Origin of the sequence: Neorhizobium galegae (assembly GCF_021391675.1) — a bacterium.
Lineage (GTDB): Bacteria > Pseudomonadota > Alphaproteobacteria > Rhizobiales > Rhizobiaceae > Neorhizobium > Neorhizobium galegae_B.
In genome coordinates this window covers 267,079-283,790 of record NZ_CP090096.1, presented here as the reverse complement: position 1 = coordinate 283,790, position 16,712 = coordinate 267,079, and the positions used below count along the sequence as shown (strand labels likewise).

Sequence of the window (16,712 nt, the reverse complement as noted above, 5' to 3'; positions counted from 1 at the left end):
GGTTAGGCCGCGTTCGTTTGAGCCTTGCGGGGCGCTTCGACGGGCCTGATGCTCATATCAAGGCTGTAGTTCCAGAAATGCGCCCCGAGCGCCGGCAGCAATGCGACCTCCATGCGGCCTTCGCCTGGCACCATGACGATCATGGCGACCGTTGCGGACTGATTGTTGGACAGCGATTTGCGCGGTGGGCGGCAGACCGACCAGGGACTTTCGAACGTATCGGAAAGCGCGCTCTTGACGGTGTCCACCGTGACCTTGCCGACATGCGGTTCGATCAGCTGGCGGACGCGCAGGTCTCGGTAGAGCGAGTCCGGCATGTTGACGACGCCCTTGTCGAGCAGCTTTGACAGCGCAACCTGGCTCTGGAAATGGTTGGCATGCACCAGCACGCCGTTTTCCGGGTGAACCAGAAAAGTTTCGTCGGGCGCACATTCGAAATCGATTGCGATGCCATGGGCGTGGCCGATCATCATGTTGTTCGATGCTGACTTGCGGGTTCCGTAAACCGCCTGCATCGACATCGCCAGATGGTCCTGTTCCAGAACCTTGCGGCGGATGATGGCGAGCGGCACGCCGAGCTCCCGGTAGTCCCGGTCGGTTTCGAGGTAGTTGCCGCTGATCGAGATGCCGGCGGAGTTGAAGCCCGTGCGCGCAAGGCCGCCGGCTTCGGTGAAGGTGATGATGTCCGGCCCATCGCTGCGCTTGATCTTGAGCACGATCGCCGTTTCGGCGCATTCAGCCTTCCAGTCCCAATTCTGGGCGTGGATGAAGACATTGTCACGCGTGGCGGAGGGCATGACGAAAACGCCGGTGCAGCCATCCGACTGGATGAAGTCCGCGTGGCCCTTTTCCCGGCGGCGCGCAAGCTTGAGGATTTCGGTGCGTGCGTTGAGCAGCAGGATTGCAGCCAGATCGGTGTTCACGGCCCTGGCGATGCCGCGCATCTCCTCGATATACTGGGGGCCGTAATCTTCGATCGCGCTGGCGAAACGGTCGATCATCGCCGCAAGGTCGCTGTCTTTCAGGCCGGAGGAATGCAGCTGGTCCTTGTAGTGCCCGATGCCCTTGAGGATACGCTCCGCGGCCTGTTCCCCATATTGTTGGCCGCGCTCGAATGGCGTACCAGAAATCTCGATGAGCGGGCAGGGAAGAGGCAAGGTCATGATGGCGTGATCCAGATGCTGTATGGCGGCAGGCCGAACGGTTGCCTTCGCCTAGAAAGTATTTCATATAACAAAAACCAAAATAATGGGAAAGGCAAGCGGAAATGTCAGACGCGTCCACGCCTCTTCAGCAGGACCTGATGCGTCGCATCATCGACGTCATCCATGAGGACAATCTTCAGCCAGGGGCCAGGCTGCGCCAGAACCAGTTGGCGGACCGGCTGCGCGTGTCCCGCACGCCGGTTCGAATGGCGCTCGAATTGCTGGAATCGCAGGGCTTCGTGCAGCATGAGCAAAACAGGGGGATGACGCTTTCGGCAATTCCTCCCAGGGTGGAGACACTAGAGGCGCCGCCCGCCGATGAAGAACTTCTCGTCGCGATCGCCAAGCTGCGGCGCGACGGCGAACTGTCGGAGCAGTTCGCGGAACTGGAACTGATGCGGCTGACGGGGCAGGAGCGGACGCCTGTCCGTCAGGCGCTGATCAAGCTGGAAGGTCTCGGCGTAATTCAGCGCCGAAAAGGTTATGGATGGCAGTTTTTCGACCCGGTCCGCGATGTGCGTGCTCGAGAAGAAAGCTATGATTTTCGGCTGCTTATCGAATGCGCAGCCATCCTGTCGCCGGATTTTTCGCTTTCCGCTGATTGGATCAAGTCGATGCGATCACGGCACGAGGCAATGCTGAGTGCGGCCTGGACGGACGCATCCAGCGTCACCCTGTTCGAAATGAACGCGGAATTCCATCTCGGCATCAGCGCGGCGTCTGGAAACCGCTATATAGAGGAGGCGATGAACCGCCAGAACCAGCTTCGCCGTCTATCCAACTACAACTGGCAGCATGGCGCGGATCGCGTAGCCGTTACCTGTCGGGAACATCTGGAAATACTCGAGCGACTCGAGGCGGGCGACAACGAAGTCGCAGCGGCTCTCATGCGCAAGCATTTGACCGGCGCCCGCGGGACCTCGAAAGCGAGAAATGGAATTTTGTAACATAAAAACCATAGTGAGGCTATCGCCCGCTACGGTGGCCCAATCTCGCGCTCCGTTCTCAAAAGCCCCTGAAAGAAAAGGTAAAACCTGCCGAGCGCTGTTCCCCCGCTCGCAGCACGAAAAGTCCTGAATCACTGCCAAGAGGAAAACCGAAGGCGCCGGCAACGTGCGACACGGGTTCGAGGCAGACATAGTCCGCGGTGCGATGAGCCACGAGGTGTTTCAGTTCCGGCCCGGCGGTCAAGGTGGCCTCGATGCCTCCGTTGGTGACGACCGTGGCCTGCTGCCAGTCCGAAAGAAAAAGGGTGTGGGTCTCGTTCGGCAGTGTTTCCGCACTCCGGGCTTCAGATCGGGTTCCGTCCGGAACGCCCGCGTCACCTGGCAGCCAAATCTTGCCGGCATCGCAGGATGCCGGCCTGCCGAGATTTGCCGCAAAATACGGATGCCAGCCAAATCCGCCGGGCATGGAGGCCCGTCCTGTATTGGTCATTGAAAGCTCGATATCGAGCCGGTCGTCGCTGAGCACCAAGCGCTGTACAGCCCGGAAGTCGAAAGGCCAGTCCGGATCGGCGCGGTAGTCCAGCACCAATTCGATCCGATCGGTGCCGAGCGATGCCACCTGCCAGGCGCGGCGATGGGCCGGGCCATGCTGGGCATCGGTCCGAAGTGCCGGGTGCGGCAGAACTTCATGACGCTTGCCGTCATGCATGAAAGCCGCACCGACGAGCTTGTTGTGATAGGGAAACAGCGGATAGGCGCCGGCCTTCGGCCAGTTCAGCGGCTCGAACTCCGGACCGGCGGTCGGCACGAGGATATCGCCCAGCCGGTCATGGACGAGATGGGTGATGCGGCCGCCGTTTTCGGGCAGGAAACGGGCCTCAAGCGGCCCGCTTCGAATGCTTGGCCAATGCTTTCCTGTCATTTCAGGCGAAGGCATAGGACCCGTCCGGTCGCTTCGGCACGCGACGTTGCCAATGGACGTAGCCGTCCTCCTGCATCGCCTTTTCGTCCATCTCGACACCCCAGCCGGGACGGTCCGGGCGAAGCTCGAGATAACCGTCCTTTGGCAGGTACGGATCGGCGACGTAACGCGCCGACGCTTCCCGTGTCTCGACTTCGGTCCCGCCATAGACGTAGGCCTGGCCCGTCGGCAGGCGGTATTCGAGGATCTTGAAATTCTGCTGGGCGGCCGAGAAATGCACGTTGACTGCGGTTGCCAGAGGCCCCATCGGGTTGTGCGGGGCCACGCCGACATAAAAGGCCTCGGCAAGCGTCGCGATGCGGCGCATTTCCGAAAGCCCGCCGACGACGCAGATGTCCGGCTGGATCAGATCCGCACCCTTCACCTGCAGCAGCCGCAGGAATTCGTAGCGGCTGTAGAGGCTTTCGCCCGTCGCCAGCGTGCATTCGAGTCCCTGCTTGAGTTCGCCCCATGCCTCGATGTTTTCCGGCCGCAGCGGTTCTTCGTAGAACAGCGGGTCGTAAGGTGCGAGTGCGTTGCCGAGCTGCCGGGCGGCGGCGGGCTCGTAGATCTTGGCATGCGCGTCGAAGGCGATCTCGTAATCGTCGCGAACCGTCTCGCGGAGTTGGCGAAAATAGTCGGCCGACGCCTTCACCACGTTACCCCAGCGATTGGTATGCATATCGATCCGCCAGGGGCTGAGCTTGAACGCAGTGAACCCCCAGCCTTCGTTCAGCCGGTCGAATTCGTCGCGCGCCGCCGGTGCGTCCGGCGCGGTGTAGACGCCGGCATACACCTTGATCTTGTCGCGCACCTCGCCACCGAGCAGCTTGTAGACGGGCAGGCCCGCAGCTTTCGCGGCCAGGTCCCAGAGGCAATGGTCGAGGCCGGCGATCGCCGCAAGTCCCATGGCGCCGGGAGGAAACCGGCTCTGCTGGATCATCAGATTGACGAGGTAGTCCACCCGCGTCGGGTCCTGCCCGGCAACAAAGCCGTAAAGATAGTCCAGAAGCGGCGGCAGCGCCTTGTCCGGCCCGTGGTTGTAGCATTCGCCCCAGCCGGTCAGGCCGTCGTCGGTGTCGAGCGCGACGATGACACGCGGGCGGTCCTTGTCACGGGTCATGAAAACCCGCATCCGGTCGATCTTCATCTTCTGTGTCCTTACTTGCCGAAATACTGCCGACGCGACACACGCGTCTGCACATAGAGATGTTCGCCCCAGGTGCCCGGCGCATAGGCGCCGCTATCCGGCTGAACCTGTACGGAAAGATTGCCCTGGCTCGGGTAGCGGGCAACGAATTCCTCGTCGATATCGCAGCCCAGTCCCGGCGCGTCCGGCACTACGATCAAGCCGTTTTCCTGGACCGGATGCGGCACGATCACGCTCTTGCGTCCCTCCCAGTCGTCGTCGAGGCGTTCCAGGATCAACGCATTCGGGATCGCGGCCATCAAATGCAGAGCGGCATATTCGGCGACCGGCCCGAGCGAGCCGGAATGCGGCGCGAACTGGATGTGGTGCGCCTCCGCCATGGCGGCAATCTTCTTCATCTGGGTAATGCCGCCGGCACGTCCGGTATCCGGCTGGATGATGTCGACCAGTTCCTTCTCGATCAGCTCGCGCTCACCGAAAATCGTGGCGCTCCGTTCGCCGGCGGCAAGCGGCACATGCGCTGCGTCGCGGATGCGGCGGTAGCCATCTACGTTCTCCGGCGCGATCGGGTCTTCCACCCACATCAGCTCATAAGGCTCGAGCTTGCGCACCAGCCGGCAGGCATCGGCGGGCGTCATCCATGGTGCACCGTGAAGGTCGATGGCGATATCCACCTCGTCGCCGACCGCTTCGCGCAACGCGGCGACCTTTCGGACTGGATCGGAAACGCCGCCGCATTTGATCGCCTTGATGCCGCGGCTCTTCACGGCAAGCGCCTGTTCCACGGTATTGGCATGCGAATAGATCGGAATATGGTCGCGAACCTTGCCGCCGAGCAGGTTCCAGACTGGCACGCCGAGCGCCTTGCCCTTGATGTCCCACAGCGCCATGTCGATGCCGGTCATGGCACCGCCGCCGACCGTGCCGAGCATGCCGTGGCCCATCATGGCGATCATCATCTTCTGCCACAGCTTTTCGATATGCGTCGGGTCTTCGCCGATCAGGAGCGGCGCGAGATCCTTGATCGCGGTCTCGATGACGCGAGGCCAGCCGGAGCATTCGCCGATGCCGGTAATCCCCTCGTCGGTATCGATCTTCAGGAACAGCCAGTTGCGGGTGCCGCCGAAATAACCTCGTTCGGACGATCCCGGACCGGAAGAAGCAGATGCGTCGTCGGACGCCCATTTCGAACGGTGCGGCTGACCCACATGCATGAGAAAGGTGCGGATTCCCGTGATTTTCATCGCGCAGAACTTCTATTCTTGACGTTGCTGGGATCGATGTGGGGGCTGGGTTCGATGTACCGGAACCGCTTGGAGCGATCACGATCGCGGGGATCCGGCCGGGGAATGGCCGAAATCAATGCCTGCGTGTAGGGGTGATCAGGGTTGTTGCAGACCTTGTCCGCTTCGCCGACTTCGACGAGCCGGCCGCGATACATGACGCCGACCCGGTCGCACATGTAGCGAATGACGCCGATATCGTGACTGATGAAGATGTAGGCGAGCTTGAGCTCGTCCTGCAGCCGCATCAGGAGATCCAGCACCTGGAAGCGCACCGAGACGTCGAGCGCCGAGGTCGCCTCGTCCGCCACGATGATGCGCGGATTGAGCGTGATCGCTCGCGCGATGCCGATGCGCTGGCGCTGGCCGCCGGAAAAGGCGTGGGGGTAGCGTTCCCGCCCTGCGGGATCGAGGCCGACCTGATCCATCAGGTGGCAGACCCGCTCGTCGAGTTCCTTACCCCTCGACAGGCCGTTGACCAGCAGCGGCTCACCGATCACCTGCGCGACCGTCATGCGCGGGTTGAGCGAGCCGAACGGGTCCTGGAAGACCATGCGCAGCTCGCGACGGGCTGCTTTCAGTTCGCGCCCCTCAAGCCTGGCGAGATCGACCACCCTGCCATCGGCGCGGCGATAGTGCATCTCGCCGGATGCCGGATCGTAGAGCCGCATGATCGAGCGGCCCAGGGTCGTTTTGCCGGAACCGCTTTCGCCCACGATGCCGAGCGTCTCACCGGGCAGGAGAGCGATCGAGACGTCGTTCAGCGCCTTCATCTCCCCGAAATGCATGGAGAGGTTGCGGATGTCGAGGATCGGTTCGGCGGTCGTGTCGAGCGGCGGCCGGGCGAGGCGGATTTCCGCCTTCTGCTCCAGCTTCAGCACGGAGCCGATAAGCATCTTCGTATACGGATCCTTCGGCGTATGGAAGATCTGGTCGACCGGCCCGTATTCCTTGATGACGCCGTGATGCATGACCAGCACGTCATCGGCAATCTGTGCCACCACGCCCATGTCGTGGGTGATGAACAGCACCGCCATTCCGGTCGTCTGCTGCAGGCGCTTGATCAAGTCGAGGATTTCCGCCTGGGTCGTCACGTCGAGCGCGGTGGTCGGCTCGTCGGCGATCAGCAGCTGCGGCTTGCACGCAAGCGCCATGGCGATCATGGCGCGCTGGCGCATGCCGCCGGAATACTGGAAGGCGTAGCGGTCGAGCGCCTGTTCCGGATTGGGGATTTCCACCTGCCGGAGCAGTTCGGCGGCTTCCTTGCGGGCCTGCGCCTTGCTCATGTTCAAATGCAGGCGCAGCACTTCGGTAATCTGGTCTCCGACGGTATGCACCGGCGAAAGCGACGACATCGGCTCCTGGAAGATCATCGCGATGTCGCGGCCGCGGACGGCGCGGATCGCCTTGCTGCGCGGATCAAGCCTCGCCAGGTCGACCGAAGTGCCGTCCTGGCGGTTGAGGATGATCGAACCGGACGCGATGCGGCCGGGCGAGTCGATGATCTGCAAGATCGAGCGGGCGGTGACGGACTTGCCGGAGCCGCTTTCGCCGACCACGCACAGGGTCTTGCCGGGCTCGATCGAAAAGGAGATGTCGTTGACCGCCTTGAAGATGCCGGTGCGAAGCGGAAACTCCGTCACCAGGTTCTTCACGTCGAGCAGCGTCTTGCCCGCTGCCATCGAAGGACGGGGCGTGATGGATAGGATATCGGTCATCCGCGCCTCACTTGTTGTACGGGTCGGCCGCATCACGCAGACCGTCGCCGAAAAGGTTGAGCGCCATGACGGCGATGACGACCGCGAGCCCCGGCATAAACAGCCATGGCGCGGTGGCGATGGAGCGGATGTTCTGCGCCTCGCGCAAAAGAACGCCCCAGGAGACTGTCGGCGGCTGCAGGCCGAGGCCGAGGAAAGAGAGCGATGTCTCCGCCAGGATCATCGCCGGCACGGCCAAGGTCATCGAGGCGATGATATGGCTCGAGAAACTCGGCAACATATGGCGGAAGATGATCCGGCCTTCCGAGACGCCGTCGAGACGAGCAGCGGCGACGAATTCCTCGGTTCGCAGCGACAGGAAGCGGCCGCGCACGACGCGGGCAAGCTGTGCCCAGCCCGTGAACGACAAGATGATGGTGATCATCATGTATTGCAGCGCTGCCGGCCACCCTTGCGGCAGGGCCGCGGCGAGAGCCAGCCAGATCGGAATGGTCGGCAGCGACAGCACGAAGTCGATGACGCGCTGCATGACGAAGTCGATCCGGCCGCCGTAATATCCGGAAATGCCGCCAAGCACGATGCCAAGCAGCAGCGACAGGAAAACGCCGACCAGGCCGATCGACAGCGAGATCTGGGCACCCTGCACCGTACGGCTGTAGACGTCGCGTCCGAGACGGTCGGCGCCGAAGAGATAGAGCGGCTTGGTGTTGTCCGTGGTGGCGACGAGGTGGATGTCGGTCTCGAACAGGCCAAGCACCGAATAGGTGTAGCCACGCCCGAAGAACTGGATCGGGATCTTGGTATTGGTATCCTCGACGAAGATGGCGGCGAGCGTGTTTGGGTCCCGCGTCAGCTTCATCCCGTAATAATACGGGCCAAAACTGAACCCGTCGGCGGTGTCGAGGAAATGAATGCTCTGCGGCGGATGGAAGGTCGAACGGGCGTTTTGCAGGATCGGGTCGTTGATCGCGAAGAAGCCCGGGAAGATCGCGACAATGTACATCGCGACGGTGACGACAAGGGCGGCCATGGCGAGCTTGTGCCGCTTGAAGGCCCACCAGATCAGCTGCCATTGCGCCGCGACGGCGACGCGATCGGGGCGATCGTTGAGGATGGTTGCATCGACCATTCGGGTCTCCTATTCGAGCCGGATGCGCGGATCGACCAGCGCAAGCAGGATGTCGCTGATCAGCGAGCCGATCAGCGTGAGAGCGCAGATCAGGAGCACGAAGGCGCCGGCGAGATACATGTCCTGCGCCATCAGCGCCTGGAGAAGCAGGGGCGCCGCTGTCGGCAGGTTGAGCACGATCGCCACGACGACCGAGCCGGAGATCAGGTTGGGCAGAAGCCAGGCGATCGTCGAGATGAACGGGTTGAGTGCGATGCGCAGCGGGTATTTGATCAGCAGCCGGAACTCCGAGAGCCCCTTGGCACGGGCAGTCGTGACATAGGGTTTGGGCAGCTCGTCCAGCATGTTGGCGCGCATGACGCGGATCAGGCTCGCAGTCGAAGACACCGCGAGGATCGCCACCGGCAGCCACAGACGCGACAGAAGGTCGAGCGTCTTGGCAATGCTCCAAGGCGCCGTCTCGTATTCCGGTGAGAAAAGGCCGCCCACATCCGCGCCGAACTCGACGGCGGCGACATACATCAGCACCAGCGCCAACAGGAAAGACGGGATCGACAGGCCGAAGAACGTGAAGGCCGTGAATGCATAGTCGCCGATCGAATATTTCTTCACCGCCGAATAGACGCCGATCGGCAGCGCGATCGCCCAGGTGGCAAGCAGGCTTGCGAGCGCGAGTACCAGGGTCAGCGCCATGCGCTCCCAGATAAGGCCGGAGACTGGTTGCTGCCATTCGAACGAGATGCCGAAATCACCGCGGGAAAGAATGCCCCAGATCCATTTCAGATATTGCACCAGCATGGACTGGTCGAGGCCGAACCGCTCGCGTAGTGCGGCTGCGGTGTTCTGATCGACCACTTCGTTGGAAGAGGCAAGCGTCGCGATATAGGTGGTGACGAAGTCGCCTGGCGGAAGCTGGATCAGAACGAAGGCGAGGAAGCTCACCGCAAACAGAGACGGGATCATCCATAGCAGACGTTTGATGATAAATTTCAGCATGCAAAGCTCGCAATTCGGATTGCATGGCATGCCAATACGAAAGCCTTCGACCATCGTTCGGGCAGTTGATGCAAATGGGACCGGAAGGGTGCCGCCGCCGGTCGGGCGGCGGCACAGTTGGAGTAGATCAGCTCGTGCCCGCTCAGCTCGTGAACGTGAACTGCTGCGGCAGGGCAGGGCCAGGGTTCGGCCAGGACCAGCTGTCCGGCTGTTTTTCCGGGACGTTGCGCAGATTGTTGCGGATCACGCCGAAGCCCCCCACAGCGAGGCAGATCCCCATGACTTCGAATTCTTCCGCAGCGATATCGAAGACCTGCTTCATGATCGCGCCGCGCTTGTCGACATCGGCCGTAGAACGAGCCTCGTCATAGAGCTTGAAGCGCTTCTTCTGGCTTTCCGGGGGCTCTTCGCCCTTGGCGCCGTTGGACGTGTACCAGAGCGTCCACGGAATGGCGTAACGCGATCCCTGCGGATGGAAGGCAAAGAAGTCGCGCGGATCGAGCATCGGGTCGAGGCCGCCGGGACCCGGCCAGACCTGCGCATCATGGGCATTGTCGTCGCCTCTCGTATAATAGAGCGCGCGTTCGATGGTGTTGACCTTCATGCTCACCCCGATCTTCGTCCAATGCGCCTTCACCAGTTCCAGCACGTCGACGAGGTCGGGATAGAGCGTCGGGATGACGTCGACCGCGAAGAAGAGCGGCTGGCCGTCAGGCCGGAGACGGATGCCGTTGGCATTCTTCTTGTCGAGGCCAGCCTTGTCGAGCATGGCATTGGCCTTGTCCGTCGCAAATTCGGTGAACTGCCGTGCCAGCTTCTCGTGATACCACGGGTGGCCGGGGCGCGGGCCGGTCTGGTAGCCCTCGCTCTGCCCGAAGTAGACGATGTCGATGATTTCCTGGCGATTGATGCCCATCGACAGCGCTTGGCGGAACGACTTGTCTGCAAAGATCTTCCGCAGCACCGGGTCCTTGTGGGTCATGTTGAGGTAGAGCGAGCACTGCTGCGCCGCGGACGGCACGAGCGACAGCAGTCGGTAATCGCCCTTCTTCATGTTCTGCGACAGCGTCGGCTTGTTCGCGAGCGAGTTGATATGACGCTCCTGAATGTCGATTTTGCCGGAGATGACGTTGAGCATCAGCGACTCGACGTCCTGCGAGATGCCGAAATTCAGTTCGTCGACATAGGGCAGCTGGTTGCCCTCGGTGTCGACCTGCCAGAAGTAGGGATTGCGAACCATCAGCACCCGGGTCGCGCCGCCGGAATAGGCCTCCTTGATCATCCACGGATCGAGCACCGGCTTCTCGGCATTGCCCCAGCGCTGCGGAATTTCGATATCGCCGCACTTGGCGCGGAAGAGGTCCGGCCAGCTCGATGAGCCGGCTGCCTTCACGTCCGCATCGAGGTTCGGGTTGTACTTCGGCAGGAACTTGCTGCAGTAGTGCTTGGCAAACAGCGTCGGATGCTGGCCGAGCGGGGTCGCAAGGTTTTCCAGATAAAGCGCGTTGGCTGCGGCGAAGGTGAACTTGACGGTGTAGTCGTCGATCTTTTCGACCACGACCGGCTTGCCGGCCACGGAAATCTGCGCCGGCGTCGAGCTGTAGAGTTCCTTGTTCTTGACGACATCCTCGATGGCGAACACCACGTCGTCGGCCGTGAACGGATGGCCGTCCGACCACTTCGCGCCCTTCAAGAGGTAGAAGGTAAACTGCGAAGCATCCGCATTGACTTCCCACCTCTCCGCGAGATTCGGCAGAGCTTGGGTGAAGTCCATGTTCCAGCGTACCAGGCCCTGATTGCCGACCATGCGCAGGATGCCGTTATGGTCAGACGAGCCGCGAAGGCCGCGCCGCAGCGTGCCGCCGTAGGTACCTATCTTTTCCCAGGGTTTCACGACCATCGGGTTCTTCGGAAGACGTTCGGCAAGCGGCGGAAGCTTGCCGTCCTTGACGAGAGCCGCAAGCTGCGGCGCCTCCTTGGTCGCAGCCGCGCTGGCGCTGCCGCCCGCAACTGACAGGGCAACGGCCCCGCCAACGCCTGCGAGGAACGTCCGGCGGGTAACGCCGGAAGACATATTTTCGTCGTCGCGCATTAATTTCCTCCCAAATGAACCGCCGACCTGAAAGGCGATCGATGACAGGTTCCCTACCGCCACGACCGCCGAGGACCTCCATCCCATCGGCTAAAACGACCATAAGCAGGTTTTCAGATGATTACAAGTATTGACAGATTTTTACAGGTTACATACTGCTGGTTTAAAAGAGCCATGTCGACAGGGAGGAGACGCATGACTTTCAGCGAAGACTCGCGCCAAAAATTGAAAAGCGTCTCGACAGCCACGCTTACGTCGGTGCTTCTGAAGCACCGCCTGCGGAACGTCTTCATTCGCAACGTGCACAAGATCAACAAGGGTGCTCCGCGCCTTGTTGGGCCTGGAGCCTTCGAGCAGACCGTTTTCGAGGATTTCGCCGAAGAGCGTGTGAGGGCGGGCGAGGGCATTTTCGGGCTTTATCCACCGGAAGCCGAAGCCGAGCAGGCCTTTCGCGAATGGAGACGTGAAAAGGGACGTTGATGAACCAATCGGGCGTGATAGCGGCCGCGAAGGCGGAACCTCGTTTCAGCGACATCATCTACGAGAAGATCGTAGGCATGATCGCCGACGGCCGTTTTCCCATCAACGAGCGCCTTCCCTCCGAGCCGAATCTTGCAGTCATGTTCGGGGCATCGCGGCCCGTGGTGCGCGAAGCCCTGGAGCGGCTTCGCAGGGACGAGTTGATCGTGTCTCGCAAGGGATCCGGCTCCTATGTCCGACAGCGGCCGGACTCGTCGGTGCTGAAGCAGGTTCCGGTCGGATCGCTTGCCGACGTGCAACGGTTCTTCGAGTTCCGCGCCGGACTTGAGGCGGAAGCGGCAGAACTGGCGGCACGCAACTGGCAGGCCAATGACAGGATTCGTATCCTTTCGGCGCTTGCGGCCCTCGAACACTGCCTGGAGATCGGCGAACTTGGTGCGGAGGAGGACCAGTACCTGCACGACGCCATCGCCGCGGCGACCGGCAACCAGTTCCACGTCACCGTCCGCGATTGGTTCAGGCCACATTTTTCGATCGGCATGTCGGTGACCCGCAGCCTCAGCCTGAAACGGACGCCGCTGCATGTGCGGCACGTGCAGGACGAGCATCAGGCGATCGTGGAGGCGATCCTGGCACGGCGGGAAACGGCGGCCCATGACGCCATGAAGAACCATATACTGAATGCGCGCGCCCGCATGTTTCAGGGTGTGGGAGGCTAGGAGACCTTCGATTTCATGCGATGCGAGGCATCGCGAGGAGGGGTGTTGAAACGGATTGCGATAACAGGTGGTGCGGGCAATATCGCCACGCAGCTTAGGGGATTTCTGCGCCCCGAGGCGGAACACATCAGGCTGATCGACATCAGGCCGGCGAAAGAACTCGCGTCGAACGAAAGCTTCTTCGAGGGCGACCTCGCGGATGCCGCCTCTATGCGTGCCGCGCTCGAGGGCATGGACGGCGTCATTCACCTCGGCGGGCTTCCCCGCGAGGCCGAGATCGGCGACATGCTGCAGAGCAATATTCTTGGCACCTACAATCTGTACGATGCCGCCCGCGCCAATGGCACGAACCGCGTCGTCTTCGCGTCCAGCAATCACGCCACCGGCTTCTATCCCCGGTCCCGGACGATCACGCCCCTCGACGTGCCGCGTCCCGACACGCGCTACGGCCTGTCGAAATGTTGGGGCGAGATGGTCGCCGGATTTTATTACGACAAGGCGGGTATCCGCACGCTGTCGATCCGCATCGGCAATGCCGGTCCTTATCCGAACAGCGAACGGGCGGCGGCGATCTGGATCAGCCCGCGCGACCTGTTCCAGCTTGTGAAGATCGGCCTCACCCATCCCGACATCGCTGCGGCGGTCGTCTACGGCATGTCGCGCAACGATGCCGGCTGGTGGAAGGATGAACTAGCCGAGCGGCTCGGCTACCGGCCACAGGATTTCTCCCGCGATCATCTGCGCCTTGAGCCGGTGGATGAAAGCCCGGCCGCCGCATTCTTCCAGGGTGGAGGTTTCTGCGATCCGCAACACGACGGTACAATCCGGCTCCGGGACGAGAACGGACTGATCGTATTCACGGAGGCTGCGCGTTGAGCGAAACAAAGATCATTACACCGAAGGTTCGCCGCGTCATCGACTTTCCCCTTAAGGTCGGAGAGTCCCCCACCTGGGACGAGCGCACCGGCGATCTCTGGTTCGTCGACATCCTGGCACCCGCGGCAATCTGCCTGCGGGCCGGCGGCGCTGTCGATCGGTTCGAGATGCCGGTGAAGATCGGCTGCCTGGCTCTTTGTGAAAATGGCGAGGTCGCGGTGGCGCTGGAAAGCGGCGTATATCTGCTGAACCCCCAAACCGGTTCGATGAAACTGCTCTGCAACCCGGACGGCGGACGGCCGGACAGTCGGCTTAACGACGGAAAGGCCGGGCCGGACGGTTGCTTCTGGGTCGGCACCCGCGACGAGGCGATGCCGCAGACGGGCAATGCCCGCCTTTACCGGGTGAAGCCGGACGGGTCGTTCGACACAATGATCGATGGCGACCTGATGACCTCCAACGGTATCGCCTGGAGCCCGGATGGGCGGACGATGTACCATTCCGACAGCAGTGGGCTCTACGCGCAGATCTTCGATTTCGATCCGGCGCACGGCGTCACAGGCCCTCCTCGCCGCCTGCATGATTTCACACCGGAGGAAGGACGGCCGGACGGCGCCGCCGTGGATGCCGATGGATTCTATTGGATCGCCGGCCAGCAGGGGGGACGGCTCAACCGCATCTCGCCGGATGGAACGGTTGTCGAGGCCTATCTGATGCCTGCCAAGGGGCCGAGCATGCCCTGCTTCGGCGGACCCGATCTCGCTACTCTCTACGTGACCACGCTCTCCACCGACAACAACGGCACTTTCGAAGACGGCACGATCTACGCCTTCGAGCCGGGGGTCCGCGGCACGCCTGTTCATCGCTTCGCAATCTGAGGAAAAGCTCATGGATATCCAGACATTTCGCGAAATCCTGACCGGCATTTCCGGCGTACCGATCACCGCCTACGGAGCGGATGGCGAGGTCGACATCGCTGTCACCCGTGCGATTTACGCGCGGGTGGCGAAAGCCGGCATCCACAACATCGTCGCGGCCGGCAATACCGGTGAGTTTTATGCGCTCACTCCGGCGGAAATCACGGTCGTTACCGAAGCGGCAGTGGCGGGCGTTGACGGCAAGGCGCCGGTGACGGCTGCCGTAGGGCGCTCGTTGCGAGAGGCGATTGCCATGGCAAGGACAGCCAAGACGATCGGTGCGTCCGCCGTCATGTCGCATCAGCCGGTCGATCCTTTCGCAGCGCCCGCCGCCCAGATCGATTATTTCCGCAATCTCGCCGATGCCTCCCCGCTGCCGATGGTCGCTTACGTCAGGGCGGATGGTTTCAGCCTTGACGACATGCTGCGGCTCGCGGCTCATCCGAACATCGCCGGCATCAAGTTTGCGACGACTGACATCCTGCTTCTATCTCGGGTCGTCGCGGCATCCGCTGCGGGCAACGCGCTGTTCGTTTGCGGCCTGGCGGAAAGCTGGGCGCCAGCCTTCACCGCTGCCGGCGCCCGGGGGTTCACTTCCGGTCTCGTCAATGTCGCGCCTCAAATTTCGCTGGCGATTCATGCCGCACTTGAGTCCGGAGATTATCAGGAGGCTCGCCGGATGATCGGAATCATCGAGCCCTTCGAGCGGATGCGCACGCAATACCGCAACGGCGCAAACGTTACGGTCGTCAAGGAAGCCGTGGAGATAGAGCTTGGCATTTCCGTCGGCGAAGTGCGGGTCCCGGGCCTGCCGCGGCTCGCTCCGGAAGACCGGATAAAATTGACCGAAACGCTCGGCAAATGGCCATCCCTGATTGGCCGAGCATCCGGATATTGAAGTCGGCTCGGGTGGAGCAGGTTTAATCGGAGGTTTAGCCGGTCTCTGGAGCATGAACTATCAGACAGTTCCGGCCGGCCTTCTTGGCAAGGTAGAGCGCGGCGTCCGCCTGGCGCTGAAGATGCTCCGCCGATACGAGTTCGCGGTCCTGCATCAGCGCCGCTACCCCGATGCTGACCGTGACATAAGGAACGACGCGGGAGGTGGGGTTGGGAAGCGACGCAGCTTCTACGCGGCTGCGAACTCTTTCAGCGACAATCCTGGCCTCCTGTTCATCAGCGCCTGGGAGGAAGACGAGAAATTCTTCGCCTCCGTAACGGGCGACCTGGTCCCGCTCGTCTCTCATGCTGCTCTGGATGATGCCGGCAACCTTCACCAGGCAGCGGTCGCCTTCGGCATGCCCGAGACTGTCGTTGAGGCGCTTGAAATCATCGACGTCGCACATCAGCATCGCCGCGCCTCTGGTTCGTGTTAAGTCCTCGTTCCAGAAACGATAGAGCGTTTCCATCATCGAGCGCCGGTTGGCGACACCGGTCAGCGGGTCGGTTCGTGCAAGCAGTTCCAGCTGGGAATTGGCGTCAGCAAGCTCGGCGAGGCGACTTCGGTCTCGCAACTCGAGCAAGAAACTCTTGTGAGCCAGGATCGTTGCGGTGCGTCGGGCAACAATGGTTGCTGCCACGCCGCTCGCGAAAAACAGAGCGCTGGCCAGCGCACTTCCCACCTCGATACCTGGATTGTGCAGTTGAAACACGAGGTAGATACCAAGGGCCGAAGCACCGATCGCCATCGCCCAGCCAAGCAGGATGGGGAATATGATGATGGCGGTGACGGCCACGAAAAGCATGATGGTCAGATGGCGCTCATAAAACTCGCCACCGGCGTTGACGCCCACCAAGGCTACGGACAGGAGGATGAAAAAGACAGCCGAGAGGAGGAAAACTCCCTGCAGCCACAAAGGGCGTGGCCGCAGAAAGACCATCGCGGCGACGAGAGCCGCGGGGGGAAGGATGGATGCCGGCCAAAGCATCGACATCACGGTTTCGGTCGGAAGCAAGATCGCGTAGAGGCCCAACGTCAGGACGTCGAGCACGCTGACCCAAATCATCCACGCGCGGATGATCTTGGCGGTCTGCGGCCAGGAGCGTTCGCGAAAAAGCCGGGCCAGCTCGCCGTTGAGCCGGATATTCCGCGTGCGCCCACCCAGTAGGCGCTCGACTTGTTCCACAATGGCCGGGCTCGGCCTTTGGAGAGGTTTCCGCGAAGACGGTCTTGCCGGTTTGGTAGAACCTGTGATTCGCTCAGCGTCCATGTGCCGGATTTAGGGCCCCGATGACCGGGGAC

The 16,712-nt window shown here is 61.9% G+C and carries 15 protein-coding genes; 6 read left to right on the top strand and 9 right to left on the bottom strand.

The genetic code is table 11. From position 1 onward, the window contains the following. Positions 1 to 2 precede the first annotated feature (2 nt). On the bottom strand, positions 3 to 1,163 hold the full coding sequence (locus LZK81_RS24125) for a C45 family autoproteolytic acyltransferase/hydolase (protein WP_233957577.1): 1,161 nt from the start codon (positions 1,161 to 1,163) through the stop codon (positions 3 to 5). 104 nt (positions 1,164 to 1,267) lie between these two features. Here LZK81_RS24125 and LZK81_RS24120 point away from each other — a divergent pair, with 104 nt between their 5' ends. Further along, positions 1,268 to 2,152 (top strand): GntR family transcriptional regulator, encoded by an 885-nt coding sequence (locus LZK81_RS24120; RefSeq protein ID WP_233957576.1) that lies wholly within the window; start codon positions 1,268 to 1,270, stop codon positions 2,150 to 2,152. 58 nt (positions 2,153 to 2,210) lie between these two features. Here LZK81_RS24120 and LZK81_RS24115 read toward each other — a convergent pair whose 3' ends face one another. From LZK81_RS24115 to LZK81_RS24085, 7 genes are all read right to left on the bottom strand, one after another. Further along, positions 2,211 to 3,089, bottom strand: coding sequence for an aldose 1-epimerase (locus tag LZK81_RS24115; RefSeq protein WP_233957575.1), 879 nt, complete (start codon positions 3,087 to 3,089; stop codon positions 2,211 to 2,213). After that, a complete protein-coding gene (locus tag LZK81_RS24110; RefSeq protein WP_037086004.1) occupies positions 3,076 to 4,263 on the bottom strand; it encodes a galactarate dehydratase in 1,188 nt (395 codons plus the stop codon). Before LZK81_RS24110 ends, LZK81_RS24115 begins: the two co-directional genes overlap by 14 nt. Positions 4,264 to 4,274: 11 nt before the next feature. After that, the gene (locus LZK81_RS24105; protein WP_233957574.1) at positions 4,275 to 5,507 is read right to left on the bottom strand and encodes a mandelate racemase/muconate lactonizing enzyme family protein; all 1,233 of its coding nucleotides are present in this window, start codon (positions 5,505 to 5,507) and stop codon (positions 4,275 to 4,277) included. Further along, positions 5,504 to 7,264: an ABC transporter ATP-binding protein gene (locus tag LZK81_RS24100; protein ID WP_046626989.1), complete on the bottom strand. Its 1,761-nt coding sequence runs from the start codon at positions 7,262 to 7,264 to the stop codon at positions 5,504 to 5,506. The genes LZK81_RS24105 and LZK81_RS24100 overlap by 4 nt, the downstream gene beginning before the upstream one ends. Before the next feature lie 7 nt (positions 7,265 to 7,271). Then, positions 7,272 to 8,393 (bottom strand): ABC transporter permease, encoded by a 1,122-nt coding sequence (locus LZK81_RS24095; protein ID WP_233957573.1) that lies wholly within the window; start codon positions 8,391 to 8,393, stop codon positions 7,272 to 7,274. Positions 8,394 to 8,402: 9 nt separating this feature from the next. Next, positions 8,403 to 9,389 carry an ABC transporter permease gene (locus LZK81_RS24090; RefSeq protein WP_046606607.1) on the bottom strand — a complete coding sequence of 329 codons (987 nt, stop codon included), beginning with the start codon at positions 9,387 to 9,389 and terminating at the stop codon, positions 8,403 to 8,405. A gap of 142 nt (positions 9,390 to 9,531) precedes the next feature. Continuing rightward, entirely contained in the window at positions 9,532 to 11,481 is a 1,950-nt protein-coding gene (locus tag LZK81_RS24085; protein WP_046606506.1) for an ABC transporter substrate-binding protein, read from the bottom strand. Between the two features lie 195 nt (positions 11,482 to 11,676). On the opposite strand from LZK81_RS24085, the gene LZK81_RS24080 reads away from it, so the two are divergent. Genes LZK81_RS24080 through LZK81_RS24060 form a run of 5 tightly spaced genes read left to right on the top strand, consistent with a single transcriptional unit; the run spans position 11,677 to position 15,371 of the window. Next, positions 11,677 to 11,961: a hypothetical protein gene (locus LZK81_RS24080; RefSeq protein WP_233957572.1), complete on the top strand. Its 285-nt coding sequence runs from the start codon at positions 11,677 to 11,679 to the stop codon at positions 11,959 to 11,961. Next, on the top strand, positions 11,961 to 12,680 hold the full coding sequence (locus LZK81_RS24075; protein ID WP_046606503.1) for a FadR/GntR family transcriptional regulator: 720 nt from the start codon (positions 11,961 to 11,963) through the stop codon (positions 12,678 to 12,680). Before LZK81_RS24080 ends, LZK81_RS24075 begins: the two co-directional genes overlap by 1 nt. Positions 12,681 to 12,725: 45 nt before the next feature. Further along, positions 12,726 to 13,556: an NAD-dependent epimerase/dehydratase family protein gene (locus tag LZK81_RS24070; protein WP_233957571.1), complete on the top strand. Its 831-nt coding sequence runs from the start codon at positions 12,726 to 12,728 to the stop codon at positions 13,554 to 13,556. After that, positions 13,553 to 14,434, top strand: coding sequence for an SMP-30/gluconolactonase/LRE family protein (locus LZK81_RS24065; protein ID WP_233957570.1), 882 nt, complete (start codon positions 13,553 to 13,555; stop codon positions 14,432 to 14,434). The genes LZK81_RS24070 and LZK81_RS24065 overlap by 4 nt, the downstream gene beginning before the upstream one ends. Before the next feature lie 10 nt (positions 14,435 to 14,444). After that, positions 14,445 to 15,371 carry a dihydrodipicolinate synthase family protein gene (locus tag LZK81_RS24060; protein ID WP_233957569.1) on the top strand — a complete coding sequence of 309 codons (927 nt, stop codon included), beginning with the start codon at positions 14,445 to 14,447 and terminating at the stop codon, positions 15,369 to 15,371. 34 nt (positions 15,372 to 15,405) lie between these two features. On the opposite strand, the gene LZK81_RS24055 is transcribed toward LZK81_RS24060, so the two are convergent. After that, positions 15,406 to 16,680 carry a GGDEF domain-containing protein gene (locus LZK81_RS24055; RefSeq protein ID WP_233957568.1) on the bottom strand — a complete coding sequence of 425 codons (1,275 nt, stop codon included), beginning with the start codon at positions 16,678 to 16,680 and terminating at the stop codon, positions 15,406 to 15,408. Positions 16,681 to 16,712: the final 32 nt, after the last annotated feature.